The sequence below is a fragment of the Mesobacillus boroniphilus genome (genome assembly GCF_018424685.1).
Lineage (GTDB): Bacteria > Bacillota > Bacilli > Bacillales > Cytobacillaceae > Mesobacillus > Mesobacillus boroniphilus_A.
Genome location: NZ_QTKX01000001.1, coordinates 2040786 through 2067770 on the forward strand (window position 1 = coordinate 2040786; position 26985 = coordinate 2067770).

Below are 26985 nucleotides of genomic sequence, written 5' to 3' on the forward strand. Positions count from 1 at the left end.
CCCCTTACCTCACCATCATCGTTAGATTTCCAGCGGCAATAATGACCGTGATTGTCAAAAAAAACATCAAGGAAACAATCCCCAGTGCAGCAAAAACATAGATAATGCTTTTGCTGATGATATCCAGACAAGTAATGACTGGTCCGCCACCCAAAGGCTGCAGAATGGCGGCAGCGAATTTATAAATAAATGCAACCATAAGAATTTTCACTGCTGGGAATGCAGCAATGATCAGCAGAATGGCCACACCCGCCAGACCGACTGTGTTCTTAAGCAGCATCGAGGCGCTAATGACAGTATCCGTCGCATCCGTGAACACACGGCCGATTACTGGAACAAAATTGCCCGTGATGAATTTAGCCGTCTTGACAGTGACTCCATCCGTTACCGCTGAAGATGCCCCCTGGACGGAGATGACACCTAGAAAAACGGTCAGCAAAATCCCAAGCAACCCAACACTCCAGTTTCGGAGCATACTGGCCAATTGCGTGACCTTGTAATGCTCTGATAGGATGCTGACGATACTCAAAAGTGTTGAAAGAAATAAGAGTGGCAGTACGACATACTGGATGAACATGCCGCTGGTGTTCATCATAAATAGAATGACTGGATGGAAAAAAGCTGCCGATATCAGACCGCCGGATGTTGCCATCAGGGCAAGAAGCAGCGGGATCAAGGCAAGGATGAATTGAATCATTGTACTTATCGTGTCATTTGTGTAATCAACCACAACATGGAAACTGTTGAGTGCAATTATTATGAGGACCATGAACACGATAGAATATGCAACCTTGCTGATGGTACTTTTTTCAAAAGAATTTTGCAAAGCCTGAAGAAACATACTGAATACGGTAAGCAAAATCAGAGAACCTAATAATTTCCCATTGACTATAAACTCATGAAATGCAAAGTTCAGTATGCCTTTGAACCATTGCTTCAGTGAAAACTTTTTTTCACCACTGATGAAATCATATAGACTGCCTTTCTGGCTTTCTGGTAAATAGCCATCATATTTGTTGATGATATCCTCCCAGAATCCTTTGAGTTCATCGATATTCAAGTCCTCAAGCTGAGCTCCGGCGATTTTATCCGGATTGATCAATGTGTTGGTTTTCTCTTCGTCACCAGCAGCTTGTACACCCGGAATGAAAAAAAATAGCTGGATCAATACAATGCCAAGTATGAACTGCAAACGCTGCTTCAACTATATTCACCTCTTTAAGAAAAGGCTCGCGATCAGCCCGGAATCAAGCGAATGATTGTTTCGATCATTACAGTAAGAATCGGAATGGCCATGGCCAGAATAAGAATTTTTCCGCCTAATTCTATTTTTGATGCAATAGCGCCCTGACCTGCATCCTTAGTGATTTGAGCTGCGAATTCGGCAATATAGGCGATTCCAATAATCTTTAGGATTGTTTCTACATAGACCAGATTTACTTTTGCATTGACTGCCAGCTTCTGGATCATAGAAATGATCTGGTAGATTTGATCAACGAGAAAAAGGAAGATAGCTGAACCTGTGAACACAATCAGCAAGAAAGCAAAGTTCGGCTTTTGTTCTTTGACAATCAGGGCCAGGAAAGTCGCGATCAGTGCTACGCCCGTTATTTGAAGGATTTCAATGGCAAAGCCCTCCCTTACCCTTGAAATAGGAATACTGATTTAATTTTTTGAAAGAGATCGTCGACAATGGAGGCAACCATGAAAAGGATGTAGATGAACCCAAACAAGGTTACCCACTGCGCATATTCCTTCTTTCCAACCTGATCGAGAATAGTGTGCAAAAATGCAACGACGATGCCTACACCTGCGATTTTAAAAATAATATCCACTTCGAGTCCCATCTTGTCCTCCTCCTAAACGCTACATCAGTAAGATGATTAATAATAAGCCAGATAAAAAGCCGATACTTTTCACCATTTTCTCGTATTTCATTTGTTTTTCGCAGGCATCCGCTTCTTCTCTTTCCAGATGGGAGATCGTTAGCAGGATCTGTTTTTGCTGTGAATGCCGATCATGCCTGCCGAGCGTCTCACCAAATTGTTTCATGATTTCAAACTCTCCCTGTTTGAAGGCAGTTAGTTTCCAGACTTCTTTCAGGCTCTCTTCCCATGCGGCTTTCACCGTTGTATCGGATTCCGTCAACTTTTTGGAAAAAGCTTCGAAAAACCAGGATAAAGGCTTAGACATCTGGGCAGCGAGCTTTCTCGAGGCATCGTGTAAGGGTGTATGGCCATACATGATTTCTGCCTCCAAAGATTGCAATGCAGATTTCAGGAGCCGAAGCTGCCTTGGGCGCTCACTAAGGTGCCTGGATGCCTCGAAACCTGTCCAAGTCGTGGCCAGGATAATCAAAATAGCGCCGATTATTTTTACCATTTATGTCACTCTCACTTTTTGGCGAATTTCTTTGCCGCTTGCTTCCCTGATTGAGATGATTGTTCCAGGACCAGAAATTCTTCCAAGCTCCACAAATCTATCAAAAATCCCCATCTCCAGAATCGGTTTTAAGGTTGGCCTTTTTTGGATATCCACGAGCGAATCTCCATGTGTAGTCATGATTAATTTTATCCCTGCATTAACAGCTTCAAGAATCGCTTCTCCGTCCTCTTTGCGGCCTATCTCATCAACAACCAGGACATCGGGGCTCATCGAGCGGATCATCATCATCATGCCCTCGGCCTTCGGGCATGAATCGAGGATATCTACTCTCGGTCCAAATGTTAGCTGGGGAACCCCTTTTACACATCCTGCTATTTCTGATCTCTCATCAACAATTCCAGCTTTTAGAGGCGGCAGTTTTTTCTCGGGAACCCCGCTTGAAATCATCCTCGCTATATCCCTGAGCAATGTGGTCTTCCCTGTCTGGGGAGGGCCAATGATCATCGTATGCTTCCAGCCGTTCTGGTAAATATATGGAAGCAACGGTTCTGCAATCCCGATTTTTTCCCTGGCAATCCTCAAATTAAAGGAAGAGATATCCCTAATCGCTTTGACAAACCCATTTTCCAGGATTACCTTTCCCGCAAGTCCGACACGATGACCTCCGGCAATTGTGATATAGCCTCGCTTTAATTCTTCCTCCAGGGTATACATAGAAAAATGCCCTAGCTTGTTCAACAGCTGGACAGCATCCTCAGGCGGAATGATATACGGCAAGAATTGAGGCTTTCCTCTTACCGTTATTTCAAGCGGCCGGTTAATCCGTATCCGCACTTCTTCCATCCCATCTTTGTCATTAGGAGGCACTGCATCCAGCAATTCGGCAATTCGTTTCGGCAAAAAAGATAAGATATCGTCCATCATTAATCCTCCTGACAATACGCTTACTTAATATGTATGCCTGCTTGGCCACTTTATGACCTGTAGATTCCTGAATGGCTGATAGACAAATTTGTTTTGTGTTTGTTTAAGAATGATACGCAGATTTTTTGATAAAAGATTTGGGCTGTTCGACCAAAAGGAAATAATATGGCTTTTAAACGAAAAGAATAGTATTGAAAGGAGTTGATAAACATGAATGAGGATCACCAGAAGTTCCAAAAAGTTCAGAGAGCCGACCGAGCGTCTTACCTTGGTGGTGGAAGAAGTCCAAAGGAATCACCTATGACAGACACGAAATATAACAACAAGAATGACACCGACAAAGCACCGGGAGCTGGCGAGTAATCGCTTTCTATTCGGTTGTCCTTTCCACGCTTTTTTCTATGACCGTTATTTGTTTTTCAATAACAACATAGAAATAGGTAATAGAAAAAGAAGTGTGGAGGGATGATCGATGGTTAATGGATTGTATAATGGCTACCGGGGAAACGATACTGGGAATGGAAAGAAGATCACCGTTAGTGGTGAGGGTTCTGTGTTCGCTGCGCCAAATAGGGCGACAGCTACGGTTGGCGTGCGGACGGAAAATCAAAACCTGCAAATTGCACAGGCCGAAAATGCCGAAAAATCAAATGCAATGTTAGCATCCTTGCAAAAACTTGGGATTGCAAAGGATGATATTAAAACCGCAGATTTCCGGATTGACCCTATCTATACCTATGAGGACGGCAAGCAGATATTCCAGGGATATCGTGTCACACATCTGTACAGCATCACGATCAGGAACCTTGCCCAGGCAGGCTTGATCATCGACACCGCTGTTGAAAATGGCGCAAACGAGATAATGAACATACAATTTTCAGTTGCAGAGCCTCAGGAATTGTACAATAGGGCGCTTTCAATGGCAGTGATAGATTCATACAACAAAGCTCAAACAGTAGCTCGGACTTTAGGAATTCAAACTCCTATTTCCCCTCTTTCGATTACCGAGGAAACCCAAAAAGGTGCGCCTGGTCCATTTCTTGTGGCTTCACTTGATACAAGCGGCGGAGGCGGGACGCCGATCGAACCGGGGAAACTGGAAATCAAAGCCACTGTAACAGGAACATATATTAGTTTATGAATTTAAAAAAGTCAGGCGGAAAGCCTGGCTTTTTTGTCGTAAAAAAAGGCGAGTGGTAGTAAACTGAATATGAAACCTCTCCTGACACAAATTGTCTATATCCACTTTAGTATTTTTGAGTTAAAATACCTCTATAAGTATATTAAGGGGAGATCTTCATGAAGAAAATATTCGCGTCATTTATGTTAATATTGTTGATTACCGGCTGTTCAGGCGGTTCATATACTGATGTTTCAGTAGACGAGGCAAAAGAATTGATAGATAGTGAAGAAGTTCAAGTTTTGGATGTACGTACTCCTGATGAATTCGCAGCAGGACATATTCCAGGAGCAAAATTAGTTCCTTTGCAAGTCATTGAGAGCATGCTTTCCGAGCTTGATCAAGACCAGAAATACTTAGTAGTCTGCCGCAGCGGCAGTCGCTCTACACAGGCTAGCGGAATCCTCGTGGAAAACGGCTTCAAGAATATTTACAATATGACCGGCGGCATGAATGAGTGGAAATTTGAGATTGGGCAATAAGAAAAGCGCAAGCGCTGATCAACTGCGATTAGCGCAGAAAACCAATTAAGCATCTCGGAACTCCGGGATGCTTTTTCCATATAAAAAAACCTGCTTTGCAGCAGGTTTTTTGATTATGAATTATGCACGGGATACATAAGATGCATCTGTTGTGTTAATGACAAGTCTGTCGCCTTGGTTTATGAAGAAAGGAACCTGTACTGTAAGGCCAGTTTCCAATGTCGCAGACTTAGTACCGCCAGAAGAAGTGTCACCCTTGATACCAGGTTCTGTTTCTGTTACTTCAAGTTCAACAGTGTTTGGAAGCTCGACACCAAGAGTTTCGTGGCCGAATTGCATGATATATACTTCCATGTTTTCCTTAAGGAATTTCAACTCATATTCAATATAAGTGCCTGGTAATTCAATTTGCTCGTAAGACTCATTGTCCATGAATACGTGCTGGTCGCCGCTTGCATATAGGTATTGCATTTTGCGGTTCTCAATCTGTGCTTTCGCTACTTTTTCACCAGCGCGGAAAGTTTTTTCCTGGATTGCGCCTGTACGAAGGTTGCGAAGCTTTGAACGAACGAAGGCAGCTCCTTTTCCTGGCTTTACGTGTTGGAAATCAAGTACACGCCAAATCCCATTGTCCACTTCGATTGTTAAACCTGTACGGAAATCGTTAACTGAAATCATTATTTGTCCTCCTAATGTGTCCTATAATATGATGAGTTCCTTTGTAGAATGTGTCAGTGACTCATTATGGTCTTTTGTAATAACAGTATCGTCCTCTATTCTTACTCCGCCCAGTCCAGCAATGTAGATCCCTGGCTCGACAGTCACAACCATACCAGTTTCAAGGACGGTATCAGATCTGAATGACAGACCAGGTCCTTCATGTACTTCGAGTCCGATTCCATGGCCTGTAGAATGGCCAAAATACTCTCCGTATCCTTTTTCCGTGATAAAGTTGCGTGTAAGGGCATCAGCTTCTTTGCCTGTCATGCCGGGCTTGATGCCTGCCATTCCTCGAAGCTGGGCTTCAAGTACAATATCATAGATTTCCTTTAGCTTGTCTGAAGGGCTGCCTACGGCTAATGTACGGGTAATATCAGATACATACCCATTATAATATGCACCATAATCCAGGGTTACAAAGTCCCCTGTTTCAATCACCTTGTCACTTGCTACTCCGTGCGGAAGTGCTGAGCGATAGCCTGATGCTACAATGATATCGAATGAAGAGGATGTTGCTCCCTGTTTTCTCATGAAGAATTCCAGTTCATTTGATACTTCCAGCTCTGTCCTGCCCGGACGGATAAACTCAAGTATATGTGTAAATGCAGCATCTGCGATGGCTGCTGCTTCCTTTAATATCTTAATCTCTGAATCAGTCTTAATCAAGCGTAACTTTTCGATTTCGCCTGATACGGGCACTAATTCAGCTTCCACGCCCTTATCGAATGTTTTATAGGCTGAATATGTAACATGGTTTTCTTCGAAGCCAAGCTTTTTGATTCCCAGGTTTTTGGCTTGAGCTGCTACTTCATCCTGAATCAGTCCTTTATGCACCACTACCTCATAACCTTCGCATTGTTTAGCAGCCTGCTCAGTATACCTGAAATCCGTGATGAATAATGCTTTTTCTGCACTGATCAGCACCATGCCGGCAGAACCAGTGAACCCTGTCATATATCTGCGGTTGTAATCACTTGTGACTAACATTCCATCGATTCCGAGCCTTTGAAAGCTTTCGCGTAATTTTTGAATTTTTTCCATAACCTATTCCTCCCCTTTTGCTTCTCTTTTGAATGCTTCAAGCGCCAATTCATAGCCAAGAAAGCCTAGACCTGCAATCTGCCCCTTTGATACTGGAGCAATCACCGATTTGTGCCTGAATTCCTCTCTCTGATAAACATTGGAAATATGTACTTCGATAACGGGACAATTAATTCCTGCAATCGCATCCCTAATGGCGTAACTATAATGCGTGAAAGCCCCCGGGTTAAAAATAATACCATCTATACCAGTGTCTTCTGCCTCATGGAGTTTGTCAATCAGTTCTCCTTCATGATTCGATTGGAAGCAAATGACCTCAAACTGGATTTCCGCTCCACGCTGAGCCATCCGTTTTTCCAAATCCTCCAAAGTCCCGTCACCGTAAATTCCCGGCTCTCTTTTTCCCAAACGGTTCAAGTTTGGGCCATTGAGCAAAAGTATTTTTTTCATAATAGGCTCCCGTAAAAAAAGAATGTTCAATAAGAACATTCTATCATAATTGATTTCGTTATAACTACCGCGAGACGCTCAGGAGGTAATTTCCTGCTGATTTTTCTCCGTGTTGCGATTTTCATTTTCCTCATATGATATTGAATAGCCAACAAAAACACCATAAAGGATATAAAAGCAAATCGATGTGATCAACGTATTCCTTGACAGGTCCCAAAATGGTTTAATGCCCGGAAACAGCGGATTGAGCACATAGAAAACAAGGAAAAACAGCACTAACCCAAATGCAGCGCCAGCCCATATGGACTTAAGCTTTCTCATTAATGCATAATACACAAGAGCTGCTCCTGTTGAAAAAAGGCCAATCACTATAATGGATATGACTGTACCAAGCCATTGCTCCTTCCAGCCTCCTAGTGCCCATGGCTCAAGAATGACATTTGGACGGATTTCTGTAAAGTTGAAGATATAGGCTAAATAAGCAAGCGAACTCCAAAAAATCCCTCCAAATAACCCGGTGATGATGGTCATCGCGATGAAAGACATTGGTTCTTCCCTTTGATTCTGTTCAAGGTTTTCATGATTTTCTGCCATTAATTGCACCTCCACCCTTAGTATGTCCCGGACAGACCAATCAATTGCACATCTGGAAAATTTGTTGAAGAGGCTGTCCTCTATATAGAGGTTTGTGCTAATTTTTAGTAAAATAAAATTAACAGAACAAGAGTGTTCAATAATAATGAAAATGTAATTCTGTCGTTTAAAGCACTTTTAAAAAGGAAAAAGTAGCAGGAGAAGAGTATAAAATCGGAGAATTTGTATAAAGTAATCGTTGGCTAGTTTAAAAGCTGGAAAAATTGCTCATGATACTAGTAGGGAGGTGGCTTTCATTGAAGAATCGAACTTCTAAGTATATTGTTTCAGGACTGATTGTCCTTGCTATCTTTGGTTTTGCCTTTAAGTTATTTACCGATCCTTTAAGTATCATTACAATGTTTGCAACAATCGCCTTGGTTGGTGCGTTAATTTATTTTCTCGTCACCCGGCTGACCAGTTCAGGTTCGGGACGGCAGCAACAGCGTGCATTTCAAAAAGCAGCAAAGCGTTCGAAGAAGCGGTTCCAAACAAAAGACGCGAATGCTTCCTCTAAACGTTCAAAGATAAGGTCGCTCGCATCCGCGCGCAACAGCAAAAAGAAGGATGCGTCACATTTAACGGTCATAGACGGTAAAAAGGGCAGGAAAAAAAATCGGGCTTCATTCTGAGCTCGATTTTTTGTGTTATATTAAGGCTCTTTTTGTAAACTCTGTGGATTTCACGATTATCAATTTATTCCCTGTTAGAACATCGCCTTGAAAATAGCCCCTCGCCCTAGAAAAACGCGTAGATTATAATGTCTTAGGAAGACAACAATCATTTCGAAAACAGCCTTTATTGTGCTAATAACACCATGATTTAAAAAACTTCTCTGCATTCTTTTTGCCCAGATCAATCAATTCCTGTTTCTTTTCATCTGAAAGCTGAAATTCTGTAGTCAAGTTGCCCTCTGTCGGAATGAAAATGATATTCTTTTCATGCTTTCTGGAAATATAGCGGGAGTCATGTGCATCCTTCATTGTCTCAAACAAAGCTTCAAACATTTGCAGTGCGTTCTTAATTTTGTGAGTGGGCTGCTGGATCAGATTTTGGCTGAGCTTGACTCCAAGTACGGGACGGACTTTTTTTACATTTTCCTTATCAAATAACCACATTGGAAAATTACTTAACACTCCACCATCAACAACGATATTCATGCCAACCCGGTCTCTCAGCTTTACCGGCTCGAAGAAGAATGGAAGACTGCAGCTCATCCTGATTGCCCTTGCTACAGGAAAGGTTCTCGGATCGATACCGTATTTTGGTAAATCATCAGGGAGGATTAGCAACCGGCCATTAGTAAGATCAGATGCAATAATCCTCAAAGCATCCGGAGCAAGGTCACCAAAAGTGCGCAGCCCTCTCGCAGCCAATACATCCGCTATCCAACACTCCAATTCGTCACCTTTATAAAGCCCCAGTCGCCAATATACAAATAGCCATTTGGTCAACGCTGATGGGAAGACCGTTTTTCTCGAGTCGAGAAATTTCTTAAGGTCGAGTTCATCCAAAAGGCTGGCCATCTCAGTGCTTGAATAGCCAGCGGCAATCAAGCCCGCTATCAATGAACCCGCACTCGTCCCGGCAACCCTTTTAAAATGGAATCCCCGTTCCTCAATTGCGGCACAGGCACCAACCAAAGCTAATCCTTTAATTCCTCCACCGGAAAAAACGCCGTCAATATACATATGAGCCACTCCCGTCGATGTAATCCCATCTTTACATCTTTAAGCGCTCAATTTGTAAAATAGTACGGCGTACAAGTTGAAAATTTCAGATTTATGTGAAATATTGAATCTCCGCTTCAGGAAAGAAAGAATGGATGTAGCCCCGGATTGTTCCCTCTAGATCCTTTGCTTCATCTGTCTGGTATACGTACTTACCAATTCCGTAACGCCCCCATTTGTATTTGCGTTTCTCTTCATCCATTTCTAGCTTGGATTTAGGATATCGTTTTTGAATCACATTTTTAGCCGGCTTAGTGAAACGATGCTGAATGAGTTCGAAGCTTAAGCCTGTCAAGTCAATGCCTTCAAGTGAATGGCTCAGTCTCTCAAATAATTCATGATAGCCCTCCCTCCAACCTTCATGGATATAAATTGGCGCAACAATGAAGCCAAGCGGGTAACCTGATTGTGCCACCTTTCTTGCTGCCTCTAGCCTTTCATCAAACGATGAAGTTCCTGGTTCAAAGTTTTTTATCACATAACGTGCATTGACGCTGAAACGAAATCTTGTTTTGCCATTATGCTTTGCGTCAAGCAGGTGATCAACATGGTGGTATTTCGTGACAAACCGGAGCTGTCCATACTCTGACTGACCAAAAAATTCAATTGTTTTCTTCAAAGCGTGGGTTAAATGGTCAATCCCGACGATATCCGATGTACATGCCGCTTCAAATCTTGTGATTTCCGGCTTTCTTTCGTCCATGTATTTTTGTGCCTGCTCGAAAATTTCATCAAGGTTCACGTAGGTCCGGATATACGGTTTGCTTCCAAGCGTCGTCTGTAAATAACAGTAATGGCAATGGCCCATGCAACCAGTAGCAAGCGGGATGGCATACTCGGCTGACGGCTTGGAGGTATCGAATTTCAATGTCTTCCTGACTCCGACAACAAGAGTCGATTTCGCATTCCGGTATTGCTGCAACTCATTATCCCCCGGGATGCCTCGAACCTGGTTATGTGAAGTAGTCTCCCTGATTTCCAGACCCATCTTCTCGAACTTTTCCTTTAGCTCCCGCCCAAGCGGGTAATCCAAAGCCCTTGGCTCAATGTATACAAGCTGTGGTACAAAAGCTTTCATTTCAATGTCCTCATTTCATTCCATTTTGTCTTAACTGTTATTATGGACAGAAACGAAAAAAGAGGATGGAAAAAATTTTTCCATCCTCTTTGGGTCATATTATAAACCACATTTTAACTGTGCGTTACAGTTCGTACATGTATTGCAGCCGCCGATTTCTTTAACCTCGCCTTTGCGGCAGACCGGGCATGTGTTGCCGACTTCAGATCCAATAGTTACGTTTGTTGAGCGCAATTCATTGATCGTGTCGACTAGGACAACATGCTGCTTTTGTTTTTCTTTTTTACCAACTTCTTCTTCCATCGTGTTCTCTTCTGCTTTAAGCGTCAATACTTGTGAATCGCGGGAGCCGTCAACATAAACTGTTCCACCCTTTGCTCCACCCTTATACAGGCGCTCATATACCTTTTCAACCTGCTCAACGCTGTAGCCTTTCGGCGCGTTGACCGTCTTGCTGATTGAGCTGTCGATCCAGCGCTGGATGACACACTGCACATCAGCATGGGCTTCAGGCGCCAATTCCATCGCTGAAACAAACCAGTTCGGAAGGTTCTCAGGATCAACATCCGGATTTCTGTCCAGGTATTCTTGCACGATATCAGCCTTCACTTCGATGAATTTGCCAAGACGGCCGCTTCGGAAGTAGGAGAAGCTGAAGTAAGGCTCTAGGCCAGTACTGACCCCGACCATTGTCCCAGTTGATCCCGTGGGAGCAACAGTTAGTAAGTGCGAGTTTCGAATTCCATTCTCAAGGATCGACTCACGGATGTCTTCCGGCATTTTCTTCATGAATCCAGTGTTTGTGAACGCCTGGCGAAGTCTGTTTGTTTCTTCTTCTGTACTGCCTTGAAGGAATGGGAAGCTTCCTTTTTCCTTTCCGAGTTCAACAGATGCACGGTAAGCTGACGTCGCGATTGTTTCAAACACTTTATCGACAAGCTGGTTTCCTTCTTCGGAACCGTACTCTGTTTCACAGTAGATTAGGAGGTCGTGAAGTCCCATCACTCCTAGACCAACACGGCGCTCGCCAAGTGCTTGTCTTTTATTATCTTCAAGGAAGTAGGGAGTCGCATCGATGACATTGTCCTGCATACGCACACCGACTTCCACAGTACGCTTCAATTTTTCAAAGTTCACTGTCTTTGTTTCCTTGTCCGCCATTTCTGCAAGGTTCACGGCAGCGAGGTTGCAGACAGAGTTTGGTGCGAGAGGCTGTTCCCCACATGGGTTTGTAGCTACAACCTTCTGTCCATATGCCTGTGCGTTCGTCATGTCGTTGGCATTGTCGATGAAGAAAATGCCAGGCTCTGCTGAGTAAGTCGCACAGATGTTGATCAGGTTCCATAGTTCTTTGGCTTTGATTTTTCTATAGGTACGGACTTTATAACCAAGCTTTTCCCACTCGCGAACGTCACCGATCTTATGCCACTCTTCGTTATAAACCTTCATTGTCTCTGAGTCGTAGCTCTCTACATCAGGGAAGCGAAGTTCATAATCTGCATCGGCATCGACTGCGTCCATGAAATCCTTTGTTAGAGTTACTGAGATATTTGCACCTGTTAGGAATTCTGAGTTATGGACTGTATACGTTCCACCCGTCGCAAGCTTTTCTTCAGCCGCTTTGATAATATCAGCACTGAATCCTCCGTATCCAGGAATGCTCTTATAGTTCACGATCCCCTGATACATTGCTTCTTCTTGTAAAGTCAGCGGTGTAAATTTTAATTTTTCCTTCGCCATTTTCTTGATTGATTCATCGTTAGTGTTTTCAATCAGGAATCGAAGGATCCTTGGATTTTGCATTTTTGAAATGATGAATTCTACAATGTCAGGATGCCAGTCACTAAGCATGATCATCTGCGCGCCCCTTCTGGACCCGCCCTGCTCAACTAAATGCGTTAGCTTGGCAATATCATCGAGCCAAGAGACCGATCCGGATGATTTTCCGTTTACGCCTTTGGCGAGTGTGTTGCGCGGTCTTAATGTTGAACCGTTCGTTCCGACTCCGCCGCCCCGGCTCATGATTTCCATGACCTGCTTGCGGTGCTCGGAAATGCCTTCTCGTGAATCTTTTACAAACGGCATTACATAACAGTTGAAGTAGGTAACGTCTGTTTCTGCCCCTGCTCCGTAGAGAACGCGGCCAGCCGGGATGAAGTTCATTGAAACAAGCTCTTGATAGAACTTCTCGAACCATTCCTGGCGCTTTTCCTCTGTCTTTTCCACAGCTGCCAGCCCTGTTGCATTGCGTTTTGCAATTTGTTCGTAGAATACTTCAAGCGGCTTTTCAATAACGTCCAGTGAACGTTTGATCACACCGGTTGATGATTCTTCCGGGTCATCAAGTACACCGCGGAATTCTTCGTCCACAAGCACTTTAGCTGTTTTATTCTCCCAATCAATATCTAGTATGAACCCAAGTCCGCGTGCAGGAAACTTTGGATCCTCTTTGATGGTGAGAACGACGAAATCCCCATTTGATAGAGTAATTTTTTCAGTGTCTTTAAAAGTATAGCGGTCCAGCATGACTAGTCTGGAGACGCCTTTGTGGGTAAGTTTCATATCAGGTGTGATGGGGTGAACCTGTGGGAACAACTTAATATCCTTGTTCAGGCTTTCAACATTCAGGCTCATTTTTTGTCCAAAAGTAACAGACATTTCTACAACTCCTTCAAAGGTTTTAAATCTTTTCTCTAATGTGTTACTAGAAGTATGTAATTCTAGCTGCATTTTTGAATTACCCTTACGTTATCATATCGAAACACCAAAAATCAATATATAGTGTATTTTTTATTTTCGACAACACTATATATGGTGTTTAGGTCAAAGAAACGTAATTTTGTCAAACACGAAAACTACTAAAAAAGAGAGAGAGAAAGAGAGAATGATAGAATCTTCCACCTAAATGACAGAAATCAACAAATTTCGAAGGTTGCACTTTTTTGAATTCCTCAGACCCCTAGAAAATACTGGATAAAAACAAAAAAAGCGGAAAATCCGCTTTTTTATATTTCTTATCTCTTAAAATTCCACTCATCAGATTCATACTTGTTCTTTGCCAGTGCATTTACATAATCCAATTCTTCCTGGCTCAAAATGTATGGTTCTAAAATAATCCCTAGTCCGTCCTCGAATCCTGATTTGAATGCTTCTTTCGCTTCCTCAAGAGTAATCTTCCGGCTGCTGATCTCATTTATGGCAACAGCTTTTGTCTTGAAAGCCTTCTGCATTCTCTCCTTAACACGATCATTCGGATACTTGAATAAACTGAAAAGCTTATCCTCATCCAGATCCAGGAGGATGGAACCGTGCTGGAGAATGACTCCTTTTTGCCGTGTCTGTGCGCTGCCTGCCACTTTACGTCCCTCAACTACAAGCTCATACCAGCTTGGTGCATCGAAACAAACTGCTGACCGCGGATTTTTAAGCGCGTCCTTTTCCGCAGAAGTTTTCGGTACAGCAAAATAAGCTTCTAGACCTAACTTCTGGAACCCTTGTAAAATCCCTTCCGATATTACTCTGTATGCTTCCGTGACTGTCTTTGGCATTTCTCGGTGTTCTTCGGTAACGATAACGCTATATGTAAGTTCATGTTCATGCAGAACACCCCTTCCGCCAGTCGGCCTGCGAACAAAACCTAAACCATGCTGCTTCACGACATCGATATTAATTTCTCTTTCGATATTCTGGAAGTAACCAACAGATAGGGATGGTGGATCCCATCCATAAAAACGGACCACTGGAGGAATTTTCCCGGCACCATGCCAATCAAGCAAGGCCTCATCAAGCGCCATATTGAAGGAAGGTGAACAGTTTCCTGAATCAATAAATCTCCATACCTCTTTATTCATACATTTTTTACCCCATTTAAAATAGTTTAGAGCTAAGATTTTTATAGTCTAACAAATTAATTTTCAAAAGCAAAGCAGCTTGTTTGAAAGAAATTTATTAAATTCCTTTGCTCTCTGCCATGAAGGCTTATATAATTATAAGTGGCTCAGCTAAGCTTGAAAGGAGAAATATGTTTTGGATACACTTATCTTTTTGATCGTCCTGACAGTTGCGGTTATTCTTTACTCTGTGTTTATGTATTTCCGCCAGAAGAAAATCCTCAAGACCCTGACAGAGGAAGAATTTATAGCTGGATATCGTAAAGCGCAATTAATAGATGTCCGTGAACCGAATGAATTCGCTGGTGGACACATTTTAGGCGCTAGAAATATCCCACTAACCCAACTTAAGACCCGCCTGAAGGAAATCAGGCCGGACAAGCCGGTCTACCTTTATTGCCAGAGCGGATCCCGCAGCGGACGTGCTGCACAGCTGCTTTACAAAAAAGGATATAAGGACTTGAACCATTTACAAGGCGGCTTCAAAAAATGGGGCGGCAAAGTCAAAGCTAAATAAGCAAGATTCCCATAAAATTACCCCTCAGCCGGATGGCTGGGGGGTTTAACTTTTTATATATTGAACTCTAATCGGCTTTTCCTTGTGGACTTTTGTGAAGTTGCACTAGGTTCGGACAGCTTTTCGCTGATCCCCTTTAACCCTCTCCGAAGTCATGCCAGCTTCGAATAAACAAATGCACCAAGCATGAAAATGCAAAAAAGTCCTGCCGAAACAAATCGGCAGGACCTCTATTGTTCTATTCAGCTTTCTGGTAGCGCAATATCGGCTTCCTTGCGGCTGTTGTTTCATCCATACGGCCTACTACTGTGGAGTGTGGCGCTTCCTGGACGATTTCAGGGTTCTCTTCTGCTTCTCTCGCGATCTGGATCATCGCGTCGATGAAGACATCGAGCGTTTCCTTGGATTCTGTTTCTGTCGGCTCGATCATGATCGCCTCTTCCACATTCAACGGGAAGTAAATTGTTGGCGGATGGTAGCCGAAGTCAAGCAGGCGTTTTGCGATATCCAGTGTGCGCACACCAAGCTTCTTCTGGCGCTTGCCGCTGAGGACGAATTCGTGCTTGCAGTGCCTGTTGAATGGCAGGTCATAGTACTCTGCAAGTCTTCTCATCATATAGTTCGCGTTCAGCACAGCATACTCCGTAACGGCCTTCAAGCCATCAGGACCCATTGTGCGGATATACGTATATGCACGGACATTGATGCCGAAGTTGCCGTAGAAAGGCTTAACCCTTCCAATTGACTGCGGACGGTCATAATCGAACTTATAAACGCCATCCTGCTTTGTCACGATTGGTTTTGGCAAGAATGGAATCAGGTCTGCTTTTACACCAACTGGGCCTGAACCTGGGCCGCCGCCGCCGTGTGGTCCTGTGAATGTCTTATGAAGGTTCAAGTGAACAACATCAAAGCCCATGTCCCCAGGACGTGCCTTGGACATTACAGCGTTCAGGTTTGCTCCATCATAGTAAAGCTTTCCGCCTGCGCTGTGGACGATTTCAGCCATTTCAAGGATGTTTTCTTCGAATAGACCAAGAGTGTTCGGATTCGTCAGCATCAATGCCGCTGTATCTTCCCCGACAACCTTCTTAAGGTCTTCTAAATCAACCAGACCGTTTTCATCTGATTTTACAGTAATCGTTTCAAAACCAGCTACTGTTGCTGAAGCTGGATTCGTTCCGTGTGCTGAGTCAGGGACGATTACCTTCGTACGATTATGATCGCCGTTCGCTTCATGATAAGCGCGAATCATCATCAAGCCCGTCCATTCGCCATGTGCCCCGGCTGCCGGCTGAAGAGTCACCTCGTCCATTCCCGTGATTTCAATCAGGTGTTCCTGAAGGTCATACATCAATTCAAGAGCACCCTGGACAGAACTTTCATCCTGCAATGGGTGCAAATGCGCAAAACCGTTGAAGCGAGCGACATTTTCATTCATCTTCGGATTGTATTTCATCGTACATGATCCAAGCGGATAGAATCCGGAATCAACGCCGTGGTTGCGCTTGGATAGTGCAGTATAATGGCGCATGATATCAAGCTCGGAAGCCTCAGGAAGTTCTGGTTCTTCTTCACGAAGGAATCCTTCAGGCAACAGCTCGGATAAGTCGACTTCTGGAATATCCATTTCCGGCAGGCTGTAGCCGACACGGCCTGGTGTGCTTAATTCAAAAATGAGTGGCTGATCTTCCTTATGCATTGATATCCCCCATTTCCTTTACAAACTTATCGATTTCCTCTTTTGTTCTTAATTCAGTAACCGCAACAAGCATGTGGTTTTCGAGATTGGAATCATCACGTCCAAGATCATAGCCGCCGATGATATCCTTTTCAAGTAGCTTTTGGTTCACTTCTTTTACCGGTTTATTCAGCTTGACGACGAATTCATTAAATGTAGGTCCTTCGAATGCGATGTCAAAGCCATTCTCTTTAAAAGCCTTTTTCGCATAGTGAGCTTTCTGGATATTGGCTACAGCCATTTCACGAACGCCCTTTTTGCCAAGAGCTGTCATGGCTACTGAGGCAGCAAGCGCATTCAATGCCTGGTTAGAGCAAATATTGGATGTCGCTTTGTCTCGGCGGATATGCTGTTCCCTTGCCTGAAGTGTCAAAACGAATCCACGGCGACCCTGGTCATCCTTCGTCTGGCCGACAAGTCTGCCTGGAACCTTTCTCATGAGCTTTCCAGAAACTGCGAAGTACCCGCAGTGTGGGCCTCCGAATGCTGTTGGGATTCCAAAAGGCTGAGCGTCTCCGGTAACGATATCCGCATCGAACTTACCTGGAGGCGTCAATGCTCCTAATGCAAGCGGGTTGCTGGATACAACGAACAACGATTTATTTGCATGAACAATTTCTTCGATTTCCTTCATTGATTCAATGCCGCCGAAGAAGTTTGGATACTGTACGATGACAGCAGCAATATCTTCACTTGCCATATCCTTAAGTGCTTCAAGGTCAGTTACGCCGTCCTTGTGAGGTACTTCCACGACATCGATGTACTGGCCCTTTGCATATGTTTTGACTACGTCCTTGTATTCTGGATGTACAGCACTAGAAATCAAAACTTTCTTTCTTCTTGTATGCCCTGCACTAAGCATCGCAGCTTCAGCTAAAGCTGTGCCGCCGTCATACATCGATGAATTCGCTACTTCCATGCCAGTCAATTCACAAATCATCGTTTGGAATTCAAAGATTGCCTGAAGTTCACCCTGTGAAATCTCTGGCTGATAAGGTGTATATGCAGTGTAAAACTCTGAACGCGAGAGAACATGGTCAACAATTACTGGAATGTAATGGTCATATACACCAGCGCCGATAAATGAAGTATTCATTTTCAAATCGGCATTTTTCGCAGCCATCTTTGTCAGTTCTTTCATAAGAGCCGTTTCAGACTTGGCTGGTTTGATGTTGTATTCTCCGGCAAAACGGACTTTTTCAGGAATATCGCTGAACAATTCATCAATCGATGAAACGCCGATGCTTTCCAACATTGCGTTTTTATCACTTTCAGTCAGCGGTAAATAGCGATGCTTCATAACTTTTTCCCCTCTCCGGCTTTTACTTTTTATCTCTCTTATAAAAAGGTGTAGCTGACACAGCAGCTTTCAAGCGTTTTCCGCGGATTTCAACTTCCACTTCATTTCCTAACTCAGTTTCCTTTGCATCAATTAGTGCAAGCCCGATATTTTTCTTGAGCGTCGGCGATTGCGTACCAGTAGTAACTTCACCAATCTGAGTATCCCCTTTATAAACTGGATAGCCATGGCGTGGGATTCCCCTGTCGATCATTTCGATGCCTACAAGTTTTCTAGGCAGGCCATTTTCTTTTTGCTGCTTAAGTGCTTCTTTTCCGATAAAATCCACTTCTTTATTCAGCTTGACCGCAAATCCAATTCCTGCTTCAAGCGGGCTGATTTCTGATGAAAGCTCCTGGCCGTACAATGCCAGATTCGCTTCAAAGCGAAGTGTATCCCGGGCACCAAGTCCGCATGGGAGGACTCCCTCTTCTTTTCCTGCTTCAAGGATTTCATTCCATAGGCTTACAGCATCCTTAGCATCGCAGTAAATTTCAAATCCATCTTCACCTGTATATCCTGTTCGTGATACAAGCGCTTTCTTGCCGTTCAGGACGACTTCTTCACTAAACTTGAAAAATCCGATTATACTCAGGTCATGACCCTGCGAAAGCTTTTGAAGGACTCCCTCAGCAAGTGGTCCCTGTAAAGCAAGCTGTGCCATGCCTTCTGACAAGTTCTCAATTTTCACATTGCCTTCAAGATGATCCTGCAGCCAATCAAAATCTTTTTCGATATTTGACGCATTCACAACAAGGAGGTAATGCTCATCTTCGAGTTTATAAACTAACAAATCATCAACAGTGCCGCCGGTCTCATAACACATAGCTGTGTATTGGGCTCCGCCGTTTTTAAGTTTTGAAACATCATTCGTCATCATCTTTTGTAAATAGTCCAGGCTATCGGGGCCCTTTACCTCGATTTCTCCCATATGAGAAACATCGAATAGACCAGCTTTTGTCCTAACTGCTTCATGCTCTTCCTTGATGCTTGAAAACTGGACAGGTAGTTCCCAGCCTCCAAAATCAACTGTTTTCCCACCGTATTCTTTGTACACTTCAAAAAGCGGTGTCCGTTTTAATTCAGTCATTATGTATCCCCCTTCGTCCTATAGCAAAAAAAATCAGTTTGCACCCGCTCCTTAGATCAGACAGGTCGGACAAGGTCCCCTTCTTGTCAATTAAGCCGCAAAAAAGGACAGAGCACCCCCTCTGAATCTGAGAAGGTCTCTGTCCTTTCACCTGAAAGTTTACCTGTAAAGGCTTTCCCCTTTGGTGGCTCCCACTAAAAAAGCGCTCTCCAGAGATGCGTCAAACAAGAGTTCTTTTGCCTGAGAGATTCACAAAGTTTGCTTGCTCCTTCGGCGCTACTAAAGTAGTCTCTCCCCTTGTTGTCATCCGCAATTATATTATTTTCACAATTGGGCATGCTAGACGTTATTACACATGTCTGCAAACTGACTATTTAAGACTATAAAATGACAAATTTCAAAACATTCAAAAGCTAACTTCATCCTACCATTAGAGAGCCAATTTCGGCAATATATTTATACATTAAAAGAGGTGGATAAAATGACTGTGCAAATCAACTTTGATTCTTCCTGGCAGGACGAAATGGCTGAAAGAATTGATAAGAACGGCCCCTGGGGAAATTGGGAGCTATACAAGCTGGCCGTGGAGATAGAAAAACATACCATTATCCCTGAATTCGAGGGACTTCAGGCACCGTCGCACCTTCCTGAACTCACTCCTCTGCCGCATCAGCTGGAGGTAGCGAAGCAGGTCGTTGAAAACATGAATGGAAAAGCAATACTGGCGGATGAAGTTGGTCTGGGAAAAACAATCGAGGCAGGATTGATTTTGAAAGAATACATGATCAGGGGCCTTGTCAAAAAAGTATTGATTCTTGTTCCTGCTTCCCTAGTCTCGCAGTGGGCAATGGAGCTGAATACAAAATTCCATATCCCTGCTATTGCCCAGAAGAAAAGCTACGTATGGGAGCAATGCGATGTCGTCGTATCTTCGATTGATACGGCCAAGCGTGCACCTCACCGGGACATCATCAATAATTTAAATTATGACCTTATCATTATTGATGAAGCTCATAAGCTAAAAAATAACAAAACAAAAAACTATGAATTTGTCCAAAATCTCAAGAAAAGGTTTTGTCTGCTGCTGACAGCTACACCAATACAAAATCGCATTGAAGAGATCTTCAACCTCGTTTCCTTGTTGAAACCTGGACATCTGGGCAGTGAATCTGTATTCTATGATAAATATAAAAAGGACGCCAGGTCTGTTAATGATGACGAACATCTTAGAGAACTGGTAAATAAAGTGATGATTCGTAACAGGCGCTCTGATACTGGAATCGAATGGACTAAGCGCCATGTAGAAACCATCCCAATCCAGTTCTCGGAAGAAGAACGGGCACTGTACAATTCGGTTCAGACCTTAAGAGGTTCAGAAGCTGGTCTCAGCTCCAGCCAATTCTCGTTAATGACGCTTCAACGTGAAGCGTGCAGCAGCCGGGAAGCTGTTTTCTACACCCTCAGGAACATGCTTCAAAGACAGGAAAATCCCTCTGTCGGATTCCAGAATACCATCGCCCAGCTTATTAAACGAGTAGAGGCTGTAACGAAGAATTCTAAAGCTGAAAAAGCGCTTGAATTAATAAAGCAGATTGATGATAAAGTCATCATTTTCACAGAATATAGGGCCACCCAGCTATACCTTCAATGGTTTTTGAAGCAGCATGGCATCACTTCTGTTCCCTTTCGAGGAGGATTCAAACGCGGCAAAAAGGATTGGATGAGGGAGCTATTCCAGAAAAATGTCCAGGTACTGATCGCAACGGAGGCTGGAGGCGAAGGGATTAACCTGCAATTCTGCAGCCACATCATCAACTTCGACCTTCCCTGGAATCCGATGAGACTTGAACAAAGAATTGGAAGGATTCATCGCCTTGGGCAGGAAAAAGATGTAAAGATATATAATTTCGCGACAAAAGATACCGTTGAAGAGCATGTACTTAAACTTCTATACGAAAAAATCAACCTGTTTGAAAAGGTCATCGGTGAACTTGATGATATCCTCACTAAATTGGAGTTTGGAAATATCGAAGACCATTTGACCGATATTTTTGGAAGATCCACATCTGAAGGGGAGATTCGTATCAAGATGGAAAACCTGACATCGATGATCCAGTTCGCGGAGGAAATGAAGGAGGGAAATCAGCGTGCAGCAACAGGAAATCCATAATTTTCTCGAGAAATATTTTACCGCAAATAGCTGTGAAATGCTTGAGAATGACAAGGGGTATATGACAGTCCAGTTGACTGTCGATCTCGACAAGGAATTGATGAACCGCCCGTTTTACTGGCATTACCTTGAGAAAACCGGCGGCGTACCCAATCCAATGAAGCTGACCTTCATTACCAATAAGCAATATGCGCCAGAAGATATCAAAGGTGAGGTCATCCATTTTGGGTCACCTCGACTTCATCAAATCTTTGCATCGACAAAAAATCTTGCCGGATATATACGGTTGTATCAAAATAATCAATTTCCTACACAGACACCGCTTATACCCTGGATTGGACTGAATATGAAAATATCGTATCAATGTGACCGGAAGCGGGATGTTTTCCATTCGATCGGCCTGCATCTGATCAACGGAAGGATGGTAGAAGACTTCCATGACAGATTATTGAAGCTTCCGCTGAATACAAAAATCCCGGATTACGCCTATACACTTTCTCCATTAATTAAGCCAAAAAGCGGCGTTAGCAGGATACAGTCTTTTTTGACAACAAGAGTTGAACAAGAGGATCATACCTGGGCAGAGCAGGCAAGAAAGCGGTGGCAGAAGGACCTGGAATTACTTCATCATTTTTATGAAGACGAAGAAGAAGAGTCTGATAGCTTTAAGACTGAAAAAGCGGCATTACAGGACCAATATGAACCGAAAGTCAATATAGAAATTGTCAACGGCGGATTATTCTATTTAACAGAAAATGCTTTATAGTAATCCTGCTGGCCAGGATATATTAAATTCCTAATTCAACAACTGAAAAAATAATACCCTCGAAAAAACCCGGCTGTCGCTTTAGCCGGGCTTTCCAGTTATTTGTTCTTTTTCTTTTTTATGCTCGACATCAGCATAAACGGAAGGATGCCAAACCACCTGAAAAGAAAGGTAGCTTCTGCTTCTTTTTTTGCCTGCTTCATCTTCCGGCGCTCTTCCTTGGGCTGGTCGATATATTTTACAACGGTCTGGGTAAGGTATTTAACATAATCATTTGTTTTCACGGTTACACCTTCCTTCATTCGTTAACAAGTATAACCATGACTTACTTTTTCATACGCTGGATGATTTCATTGACGATTATTGACACTGATTTACAGGAAGTATCAATCTCGATAAATGCCGCCTCTCGATAAAATGGAATTCTGCTATTGTACAGTGTTTCAGCAGCTTCAATATTGTTTGTGCTTAATAAAGGCCTGGTGTCGTCATCTTTCAGCCTTTCCATAATGATGCTGAACTCCGCATTCAGAAAGACAACATTCATTTTTCCACTTAAGAATGCTCTGTTCTTTTCCGAGCCAATAATTCCTCCTCCAGTGGAAACAACTGCATCCTTTAAAGGCAGGGAATATAAAACTTTAGACTCCAGTTCACGGAATTTCTCTTCCCCATCAATTGAGAAGATTTCATTAATCGTCTTTCCGGCTAACTTGACAATCTCTTGGTCAGTGTCGTAAACAGCTACTTCAAGCTTTTTGGCTAATTCCTGCGATACGGTTGTCTTGCCCGAACCCATAAAACCAATTAAATAGATAGCTTCCATATCTCATAATCACCTGTCAATTCTTTTCTCTCCATCTTAACATTGCACCGCTTTCCTTGTCATATTGGCCAATACCAAGAGCTTTCTCTCCACTGTCCAGCTTAAGGTTGAAGGTCACTTCTTCTAAACTTCCTGAAACGGCTTGTTTTTGAAAAACAACATCTCCTAACCGATAGTTCAATATTCCTGAGGGCGGCAAATTTCCCTCCCGCAGCATGGCCTCAGCCTGTTTGGCCGAACACAGCATATAGTATTCTTGCAGCCGTATCGTCTCTGTTTCTTTCGCAAATCTTTTTCCTGCGAGATAATTCTCTGTCAGTATCAGCAAAAAGAATGACACTAATAATAAAAAAATCATCGAGAGCGGATAAACAAAACCTTTTTGATTTATGGTTCGACACCCCCAGTTTGAAAAAATTGATGAGCCCTGACTGAATAATCAATTCCTTGGACATCCTTGGCCTTTATCTCTACGCCATCCGCTATTTTTCCAAAGCCGAAGCTTGACAGGTTTTGCATTAAGATTTCATGCCCCTGGTAATTCACTCTCCTCCGCATACTGGAAGCATATTTTTCATAAAGAATGAATTGCCCATCAACCTTCATCAGGAGCTTATCAGGCTGGACAGTCAGCTGCTGCGCCGAACGTATCTCCTTTTTCACCTGGCTGCTAAAGACCTCCCATTCCATTTTCCTCACCGCAGTATCCACAACACGATGATCAAGGATGATTTTCATACCTAGCGGCAGCATCGAGGTAATCATCAAGAATAGCAGAACAGATAAAAGCATTTCAACCATTGTGAAGCCTCGTTCACTCTGCAGGAGCACATTTTTGGTGTTGTTTCTGAGCGATATCATAATGAATACAAACCTCCCACGAAGAATCCCCCTCATTCTTAGTGACCACTACTTCATACAGCTCGCCATTCTGCTCAATGTATCCTCTGCCAGAATCGGTTCCAGTAATTTTTAAAAACATCAATTCGTCATATAATAAATTGCTGGCTGCTGTATTTTTTTCGGACTCCACTGTTTGATTGATGACATGTATGGCAATCGGGAGCAAAATTACTCCACCCATGAAAAACGCAGCTAGTGATAGCAACATTTCACTGAGAAAAAATCCCTCATTCCTCCGAAACATAGAACCTGCCCTTTCCAATCTGAATCATCATCTTGTATCTCTTTGATCCTGTACTTACATAAATAGACCCGAAGCTATCAATATTCCCATCAGGCATGTAGCGGAACAATAACTTCATAGTCCCTTGTTCCACATTGATTTCAGGTGAGTAATTTCTTTTGGCCAAATATGGCGCAGCATAATCCGTTCCTCGGATATAGTAATAATTATTTTCTGGCATGATATGGACAGTAATTGTCTCTTGATGGGAAATCGCATATTGCTGGCTGTATAGCAGGTCGGATTTAAATTGTGAAAAGAAAAGATCCTTTTCAAGCATGTCTTTTTGGGGTGAAAACAGAAATGCAGATGTGAGGGTAAGCATAAAGAAGGCTGAAAGCACGATCAGCATTTCGACCATAGTAAAACCGCCAGAGTGGTTCATTGGCCTGTAGATGTAGTCGATTTCTTTTGCACTGAACCTTGTACAGTAATCTCGATCTGGGTTCCGTCTGGACAAGCGGCATCTGCACTTTTTAAGTATCCATCACTATGAAGCTGTGCGAATGTAGGAGTTGCTTTTTTATCAATTTTGTATGCCTGAACCTGTGCCTCGACCATTTTCATATAAGCCTCGCAGCCCTTCGTATTGATATTTGAACTATGTGAAGAGATATTGGGGACGGTAATGATAAGAAGAACGGAGATAACGAGCAAAACAATCATCATTTCTATCAAAGTAAAACCCTTTTGATTTTTCATCATGTATTCTCCTTTATTTTTTCGCATAAAAAATGTTAGATTCCTTTCATCATTTGGAACATCGGCAACAATATGGCGAGATACAGTGAAACGACAAGCAGGCCAATGAAGCTGTACAAAATGGGCTGCACCGTCTTCATCGCTTTTTCCATTTTGTCTTCTAGTTCCTTTAGGCAGTGCCTGCTATAAAAATAAAGCTCCTGGTCCAGCTTGCCATTCTTTTGCCCATGCCTGATGATCCTCGGCAGCTCTTCTTCAAAAAACGGATACTCTCCAACTGCCCTGTCAAAATCATGGCCAGCAGCCAATTTCGAAATCATGTCCTTTCCTATCTCCCTTGAAAAAGGTTCATGTAGATTTTGCTCAAACACCTTCAATGCAGCAAGCACAGAAAGGCCCCCAGAAAACAAATAGCTTAACTGAACCGAAAAATAGTGTGAGTAAAGAAGCCTGATAAATTTGCCGGCAATCGGCAGCTTCACAAGCCTTACTTTTTGTTTTAGCGGGTGAAGCTTCTTAAAGCTGATCACGTAGTATAGGGCAAGCAATGTTATGAGACTAAGAAGGAAATAGAGTGTGAAAGGAAGAATGGTGGCTGCAGCCGCGATGGCTTTCATAAAAATATTGGGGGCTAGATTCATGTCTGAAAAAAGCGAGTCGAATTTCGGCAGCAAAATCCTGTTGACAAAAAAGAATAAAATAAACGTAAGAAATACTAACAATACTGGATAAGCAGCGAGCCTTTTTAATCTCTGGAAGTCCGCTTCCCTCTTAAGTACCATATCACTGCCCTCTGTTAAAGTATTGGCAAGTCCTCCATGCTGCTCGGCAAAATAAACATAGCTGACCAGGTCCTTTTTAAAATTTAATTCTGCAAGAATCAAATATAAGGGAAATCCTTCACGCAACTTTTCAAGGCTTCTTTTAACCTCATCCTTCCTTTTCTTCTCTAAATAAAAAGTCATGGACTCAATCGCTTCTGCCAAAGAATAACCGCGCGACAGCAGTTCCCCGGTCCTTTTGAGGAACCGAGCCTGTTCGGCGACAGGCCACTTACTCTCCATCATTGAGTACCCACCTTTGGTATTCGGATTCCTTGATGAATCCAAGCGCGATGCCTTTCCGGATTGCATCCTTGAGAGTTTTGTAATGATAACTTTGAAGTTCCCCCTTCGCTTCTTTTAGGACCGCAGATAAATCCTTCCCCGTAAGGATTTCGAATACATTCCCTCTTTTGCCGCTGCCTGATGAAAAGCAAAACGGCGAGCAGCCTCCTTCGCAATACGGACATGTCAGTTCAACAAGTCTTTGTGCCGTAACTGCAATCAGTGTCTGTTCAATCTCAAGCCAATTAATCCCGAATTCAATCAGCCTGTAAATTGCTCCTCTGGCATCCCTCGTATGCATAGTTGTTAATACCAAATGACCTGTTAAAGAGGCTCTTATTGCGGTCTCCGCAGTTTCTTTATCCCTGATTTCCCCAACCATTATGATATCCGGATCATGCCTGAGAATTGCTTTCAAGCCGGCAGAATATGAAATTCCAGCCCGTTCATTGACCTGGACCTGCAGCACTGTATCACTCGGTTTTTCAATTGGATCTTCAAGTGTAATGACATTACGCTTCACCAAATCCGCGGTTTCAGAAAGCATGGAATATAAGGTAGTCGTTTTACCGCTGCCTGTCGGTCCAGTAAAAATAATCAAGCCATGTGCGTGTTTTAAAAGGGAAATCAGTTTTTTAGATGTGGATGGAAATAATGATATTTGGTAAGAAGGAGTTTGTTTTTGTTCGGGAAGGAGACGAATGACCATGCTTTCGCTCTGGTAGGCTGGAAGCGTGGAGATCCTTAGGCCTATCTTCATATCTTGATATTGATAGGTAAAAGCACCACTTTGAGGCCGTCTTTTTTCACCAATATCCATTGAAGCTGTGAATTTGAAGTGGGAAATGAGCCTCTCACAATCAGCCTGTTCAAGCGTGTATCGGGGAAGCAGCTGATTGCCGAGCCTGAATTTAATCAGTGTGTCTTTTTCGCGAGGAATAATATGAATGTCCGACGCACCACTTCTTAAAGCATCTTTTAAGACATTATCCGCTAGCTGTTCAATTGATTTAACAATAAAGATGCACC

32 protein-coding genes and 1 riboswitch are annotated in these 26985 nt (G+C 43.1%); of the genes, 7 read left to right on the forward strand and 25 right to left on the reverse strand.

What is annotated here, in order from left to right; translation table 11 throughout:
- Window positions 1-4: 4 nt before the first annotated feature.
- From spoIIIAE to spoIIIAA, 5 genes are read right to left on the reverse strand one after another with little or no spacing between them, the layout of a single operon-like run.
- Window positions 5-1204 (reverse strand): stage III sporulation protein AE, encoded by a 1200-nt coding sequence (spoIIIAE, locus tag DYI25_RS10465; RefSeq protein ID WP_213368534.1) that lies wholly within the window; start codon window positions 1202-1204, stop codon window positions 5-7.
- 32 nt (window positions 1205-1236) lie between these two features.
- Window positions 1237-1626, reverse strand: coding sequence for a stage III sporulation protein AD (gene spoIIIAD / locus DYI25_RS10470; RefSeq protein WP_213369542.1), 390 nt, complete (start codon window positions 1624-1626; stop codon window positions 1237-1239).
- A 14-nt stretch (window positions 1627-1640) separates the two neighbouring features.
- The gene (gene spoIIIAC / locus DYI25_RS10475) at window positions 1641-1847 is read right to left on the reverse strand and encodes a stage III sporulation protein AC (RefSeq protein ID WP_009794945.1); all 207 of its coding nucleotides are present in this window, start codon (window positions 1845-1847) and stop codon (window positions 1641-1643) included.
- A gap of 19 nt (window positions 1848-1866) precedes the next feature.
- Window positions 1867-2382, reverse strand: coding sequence for a stage III sporulation protein SpoIIIAB (spoIIIAB, locus tag DYI25_RS10480; RefSeq protein ID WP_213368535.1), 516 nt, complete (start codon window positions 2380-2382; stop codon window positions 1867-1869).
- Window positions 2383-3306, reverse strand: coding sequence for a stage III sporulation protein AA (gene spoIIIAA / locus DYI25_RS10485; protein WP_213369544.1), 924 nt, complete (start codon window positions 3304-3306; stop codon window positions 2383-2385). It lies immediately after the preceding gene.
- Window positions 3307-3519: 213 nt separating this feature from the next.
- Here spoIIIAA and DYI25_RS10490 point away from each other — a divergent pair, with 213 nt between their 5' ends.
- From DYI25_RS10490 to DYI25_RS10500, 3 genes are all read left to right on the forward strand, one after another.
- A complete protein-coding gene (locus DYI25_RS10490; RefSeq protein ID WP_213368536.1) occupies window positions 3520-3672 on the forward strand; it encodes a hypothetical protein in 153 nt (50 codons plus the stop codon).
- A gap of 109 nt (window positions 3673-3781) precedes the next feature.
- Complete coding sequence (locus DYI25_RS10495) at window positions 3782-4450, forward strand: SIMPL domain-containing protein (protein WP_213368537.1); 669 nt, start codon at window positions 3782-3784, stop codon at window positions 4448-4450.
- A gap of 158 nt (window positions 4451-4608) precedes the next feature.
- A complete protein-coding gene (locus DYI25_RS10500; protein ID WP_213368538.1) occupies window positions 4609-4971 on the forward strand; it encodes a rhodanese-like domain-containing protein in 363 nt (120 codons plus the stop codon).
- A 120-nt stretch (window positions 4972-5091) separates the two neighbouring features.
- Here DYI25_RS10500 and efp read toward each other — a convergent pair whose 3' ends face one another.
- From efp to DYI25_RS10520, 4 genes are all read right to left on the reverse strand, one after another.
- Complete coding sequence (gene efp, locus DYI25_RS10505; RefSeq protein WP_213368539.1) at window positions 5092-5649, reverse strand: elongation factor P; 558 nt, start codon at window positions 5647-5649, stop codon at window positions 5092-5094.
- 21 nt (window positions 5650-5670) lie between these two features.
- The gene (locus DYI25_RS10510; protein ID WP_213368540.1) at window positions 5671-6732 is read right to left on the reverse strand and encodes a M24 family metallopeptidase; all 1062 of its coding nucleotides are present in this window, start codon (window positions 6730-6732) and stop codon (window positions 5671-5673) included.
- A 3-nt stretch (window positions 6733-6735) separates the two neighbouring features.
- The gene (gene aroQ, locus DYI25_RS10515) at window positions 6736-7182 is read right to left on the reverse strand and encodes a type II 3-dehydroquinate dehydratase (RefSeq protein ID WP_213368541.1); all 447 of its coding nucleotides are present in this window, start codon (window positions 7180-7182) and stop codon (window positions 6736-6738) included.
- Window positions 7183-7260: 78 nt separating this feature from the next.
- The gene (locus DYI25_RS10520; protein WP_213368543.1) at window positions 7261-7776 is read right to left on the reverse strand and encodes a YqhR family membrane protein; all 516 of its coding nucleotides are present in this window, start codon (window positions 7774-7776) and stop codon (window positions 7261-7263) included.
- Between the two features lie 296 nt (window positions 7777-8072).
- Between DYI25_RS10520 and DYI25_RS10525 the strand changes: the two genes are divergently transcribed.
- Window positions 8073-8447: an SA1362 family protein gene (locus DYI25_RS10525; RefSeq protein WP_213368546.1), complete on the forward strand. Its 375-nt coding sequence runs from the start codon at window positions 8073-8075 to the stop codon at window positions 8445-8447.
- Window positions 8448-8621: 174 nt separating this feature from the next.
- Here DYI25_RS10525 and DYI25_RS10530 read toward each other — a convergent pair whose 3' ends face one another.
- The 4 genes from DYI25_RS10530 to DYI25_RS10545 form a co-directional block, all read right to left on the reverse strand.
- On the reverse strand, window positions 8622-9506 hold the full coding sequence (locus DYI25_RS10530) for a patatin-like phospholipase family protein (RefSeq protein ID WP_213368547.1): 885 nt from the start codon (window positions 9504-9506) through the stop codon (window positions 8622-8624).
- Between the two features lie 91 nt (window positions 9507-9597).
- Window positions 9598-10623: a spore photoproduct lyase gene (gene splB, locus DYI25_RS10535; protein WP_213368548.1), complete on the reverse strand. Its 1026-nt coding sequence runs from the start codon at window positions 10621-10623 to the stop codon at window positions 9598-9600.
- A 99-nt stretch (window positions 10624-10722) separates the two neighbouring features.
- Window positions 10723-13281: a vitamin B12-dependent ribonucleotide reductase gene (locus DYI25_RS10540; RefSeq protein WP_213368549.1), complete on the reverse strand. Its 2559-nt coding sequence runs from the start codon at window positions 13279-13281 to the stop codon at window positions 10723-10725.
- A gap of 356 nt (window positions 13282-13637) precedes the next feature.
- Complete coding sequence (locus DYI25_RS10545) at window positions 13638-14474, reverse strand: lipoate--protein ligase family protein (RefSeq protein WP_213368550.1); 837 nt, start codon at window positions 14472-14474, stop codon at window positions 13638-13640.
- Window positions 14475-14709: 235 nt separating this feature from the next.
- Here DYI25_RS10545 and DYI25_RS10550 point away from each other — a divergent pair, with 235 nt between their 5' ends.
- A complete protein-coding gene (locus tag DYI25_RS10550) occupies window positions 14710-15030 on the forward strand; it encodes a rhodanese-like domain-containing protein (protein WP_180321303.1) in 321 nt (106 codons plus the stop codon).
- A gap of 238 nt (window positions 15031-15268) precedes the next feature.
- Here DYI25_RS10550 and gcvPB read toward each other — a convergent pair whose 3' ends face one another.
- Genes gcvPB through gcvT form a run of 3 tightly spaced genes read right to left on the reverse strand, consistent with a single transcriptional unit; the run spans window position 15269 to window position 19200 of the window.
- Entirely contained in the window at window positions 15269-16732 is a 1464-nt protein-coding gene (gene gcvPB / locus DYI25_RS10555) for an aminomethyl-transferring glycine dehydrogenase subunit GcvPB (RefSeq protein ID WP_213368551.1), read from the reverse strand.
- Window positions 16725-18071 carry an aminomethyl-transferring glycine dehydrogenase subunit GcvPA gene (gene gcvPA, locus DYI25_RS10560; protein ID WP_213368552.1) on the reverse strand — a complete coding sequence of 449 codons (1347 nt, stop codon included), beginning with the start codon at window positions 18069-18071 and terminating at the stop codon, window positions 16725-16727. Before gcvPA ends, gcvPB begins: the two co-directional genes overlap by 8 nt.
- A 22-nt stretch (window positions 18072-18093) precedes the next feature.
- Window positions 18094-19200 carry a glycine cleavage system aminomethyltransferase GcvT gene (gcvT, locus tag DYI25_RS10565; RefSeq protein ID WP_213368555.1) on the reverse strand — a complete coding sequence of 369 codons (1107 nt, stop codon included), beginning with the start codon at window positions 19198-19200 and terminating at the stop codon, window positions 18094-18096.
- 218 nt (window positions 19201-19418) lie between these two features.
- Window positions 19419-19507: riboswitch (glycine riboswitch) on the reverse strand.
- Window positions 19508-19681: 174 nt separating this feature from the next.
- Here gcvT and DYI25_RS10570 point away from each other — a divergent pair.
- Window positions 19682-21370, forward strand: coding sequence for a DEAD/DEAH box helicase (locus tag DYI25_RS10570; protein WP_213368556.1), 1689 nt, complete (start codon window positions 19682-19684; stop codon window positions 21368-21370).
- Window positions 21348-22136: a YqhG family protein gene (locus DYI25_RS10575; RefSeq protein WP_213368557.1), complete on the forward strand. Its 789-nt coding sequence runs from the start codon at window positions 21348-21350 to the stop codon at window positions 22134-22136. Before DYI25_RS10570 ends, DYI25_RS10575 begins: the two co-directional genes overlap by 23 nt.
- A gap of 98 nt (window positions 22137-22234) precedes the next feature.
- On the opposite strand, the gene DYI25_RS10580 is transcribed toward DYI25_RS10575, so the two are convergent.
- Genes DYI25_RS10580 through comGA form a run of 9 tightly spaced genes read right to left on the reverse strand, consistent with a single transcriptional unit; the run spans window position 22235 to window position 26980 of the window.
- On the reverse strand, window positions 22235-22420 hold the full coding sequence (locus DYI25_RS10580; RefSeq protein WP_023627343.1) for a YqzE family protein: 186 nt from the start codon (window positions 22418-22420) through the stop codon (window positions 22235-22237).
- Window positions 22421-22461: 41 nt separating this feature from the next.
- Window positions 22462-22962: a shikimate kinase gene (locus tag DYI25_RS10585; protein WP_213368558.1), complete on the reverse strand. Its 501-nt coding sequence runs from the start codon at window positions 22960-22962 to the stop codon at window positions 22462-22464.
- 16 nt (window positions 22963-22978) lie between these two features.
- Entirely contained in the window at window positions 22979-23290 is a 312-nt protein-coding gene (comGG, locus tag DYI25_RS10590; protein WP_213368559.1) for a competence type IV pilus minor pilin ComGG, read from the reverse strand.
- Window positions 23291-23349: 59 nt separating this feature from the next.
- The gene (gene comGF / locus DYI25_RS10595; protein WP_213368560.1) at window positions 23350-23823 is read right to left on the reverse strand and encodes a competence type IV pilus minor pilin ComGF; all 474 of its coding nucleotides are present in this window, start codon (window positions 23821-23823) and stop codon (window positions 23350-23352) included.
- Window positions 23777-24109, reverse strand: a complete 333-nt coding sequence (locus DYI25_RS10600; protein ID WP_213368561.1) for a hypothetical protein — start codon at window positions 24107-24109, stop codon at window positions 23777-23779. The genes comGF and DYI25_RS10600 overlap by 47 nt, the downstream gene beginning before the upstream one ends.
- Window positions 24093-24509 carry a competence type IV pilus minor pilin ComGD gene (comGD, locus tag DYI25_RS10605; protein WP_213368563.1) on the reverse strand — a complete coding sequence of 139 codons (417 nt, stop codon included), beginning with the start codon at window positions 24507-24509 and terminating at the stop codon, window positions 24093-24095. The genes DYI25_RS10600 and comGD overlap by 17 nt, the downstream gene beginning before the upstream one ends.
- Before the next feature lie 20 nt (window positions 24510-24529).
- Complete coding sequence (comGC, locus tag DYI25_RS10610) at window positions 24530-24850, reverse strand: competence type IV pilus major pilin ComGC (RefSeq protein ID WP_213369546.1); 321 nt, start codon at window positions 24848-24850, stop codon at window positions 24530-24532.
- Between the two features lie 35 nt (window positions 24851-24885).
- A complete protein-coding gene (gene comGB, locus DYI25_RS10615) occupies window positions 24886-25917 on the reverse strand; it encodes a competence type IV pilus assembly protein ComGB (protein WP_213368565.1) in 1032 nt (343 codons plus the stop codon).
- Window positions 25904-26980, reverse strand: coding sequence for a competence type IV pilus ATPase ComGA (gene comGA / locus DYI25_RS10620; protein ID WP_342032513.1), 1077 nt, complete (start codon window positions 26978-26980; stop codon window positions 25904-25906). The genes comGB and comGA overlap by 14 nt, the downstream gene beginning before the upstream one ends.
- Window positions 26981-26985: the final 5 nt, after the last annotated feature.

Excerpts from the sequence above, each read along its gene's own strand:
- spoIIIAC (WP_009794945.1), bottom strand. The coding sequence starts at position 1,847 with ATGGGACTCGAAGTGGATATTATTTTTAAAATCGCAGGTGTAGGCATC.
- spoIIIAB (WP_213368535.1), bottom strand. The coding sequence starts at position 2,382 with ATGGTAAAAATAATCGGCGCTATTTTGATTATCCTGGCCACGACTTGG.
- spoIIIAA (WP_213369544.1), bottom strand. The coding sequence starts at position 3,306 with ATGGACGATATCTTATCTTTTTTGCCGAAACGAATTGCCGAATTGCTG.
- DYI25_RS10490 (WP_213368536.1), top strand. The coding sequence starts at position 3,520 with ATGAATGAGGATCACCAGAAGTTCCAAAAAGTTCAGAGAGCCGACCGA.
- DYI25_RS10495 (WP_213368537.1), top strand. The coding sequence starts at position 3,782 with ATGGTTAATGGATTGTATAATGGCTACCGGGGAAACGATACTGGGAAT.
- DYI25_RS10500 (WP_213368538.1), top strand. The coding sequence starts at position 4,609 with ATGAAGAAAATATTCGCGTCATTTATGTTAATATTGTTGATTACCGGC.
- efp (WP_213368539.1), bottom strand. The coding sequence starts at position 5,649 with ATGATTTCAGTTAACGATTTCCGTACAGGTTTAACAATCGAAGTGGAC.
- DYI25_RS10510 (WP_213368540.1), bottom strand. The coding sequence starts at position 6,732 with ATGGAAAAAATTCAAAAATTACGCGAAAGCTTTCAAAGGCTCGGAATC.
- aroQ (WP_213368541.1), bottom strand. The coding sequence starts at position 7,182 with ATGAAAAAAATACTTTTGCTCAATGGCCCAAACTTGAACCGTTTGGGA.
- DYI25_RS10520 (WP_213368543.1), bottom strand. The coding sequence starts at position 7,776 with ATGGCAGAAAATCATGAAAACCTTGAACAGAATCAAAGGGAAGAACCA.
- DYI25_RS10530 (WP_213368547.1), bottom strand. The coding sequence starts at position 9,506 with ATGTATATTGACGGCGTTTTTTCCGGTGGAGGAATTAAAGGATTAGCT.
- splB (WP_213368548.1), bottom strand. The coding sequence starts at position 10,623 with ATGAAAGCTTTTGTACCACAGCTTGTATACATTGAGCCAAGGGCTTTG.
- DYI25_RS10540 (WP_213368549.1), bottom strand. The coding sequence starts at position 13,281 with ATGTCTGTTACTTTTGGACAAAAAATGAGCCTGAATGTTGAAAGCCTG.
- DYI25_RS10545 (WP_213368550.1), bottom strand. The coding sequence starts at position 14,474 with ATGAATAAAGAGGTATGGAGATTTATTGATTCAGGAAACTGTTCACCT.
- DYI25_RS10550 (WP_180321303.1), top strand. The coding sequence starts at position 14,710 with ATGTATTTCCGCCAGAAGAAAATCCTCAAGACCCTGACAGAGGAAGAA.
- gcvPB (WP_213368551.1), bottom strand. The coding sequence starts at position 16,732 with ATGCATAAGGAAGATCAGCCACTCATTTTTGAATTAAGCACACCAGGC.
- gcvPA (WP_213368552.1), bottom strand. The coding sequence starts at position 18,071 with ATGAAGCATCGCTATTTACCGCTGACTGAAAGTGATAAAAACGCAATG.
- gcvT (WP_213368555.1), bottom strand. The coding sequence starts at position 19,200 with ATGACTGAATTAAAACGGACACCGCTTTTTGAAGTGTACAAAGAATAC.
- DYI25_RS10570 (WP_213368556.1), top strand. The coding sequence starts at position 19,682 with ATGACTGTGCAAATCAACTTTGATTCTTCCTGGCAGGACGAAATGGCT.
- DYI25_RS10585 (WP_213368558.1), bottom strand. The coding sequence starts at position 22,962 with ATGGAAGCTATCTATTTAATTGGTTTTATGGGTTCGGGCAAGACAACC.
- comGF (WP_213368560.1), bottom strand. The coding sequence starts at position 23,823 with ATGATATCGCTCAGAAACAACACCAAAAATGTGCTCCTGCAGAGTGAA.
- DYI25_RS10600 (WP_213368561.1), bottom strand. The coding sequence starts at position 24,109 with ATGTTTCGGAGGAATGAGGGATTTTTTCTCAGTGAAATGTTGCTATCA.
- comGD (WP_213368563.1), bottom strand. The coding sequence starts at position 24,509 with ATGGTCGAAATGCTGATCGTGCTTTCAGCCTTCTTTATGCTTACCCTC.
- comGC (WP_213369546.1), bottom strand. The coding sequence starts at position 24,850 with ATGAAAAATCAAAAGGGTTTTACTTTGATAGAAATGATGATTGTTTTG.
- comGB (WP_213368565.1), bottom strand. The coding sequence starts at position 25,917 with ATGATGGAGAGTAAGTGGCCTGTCGCCGAACAGGCTCGGTTCCTCAAA.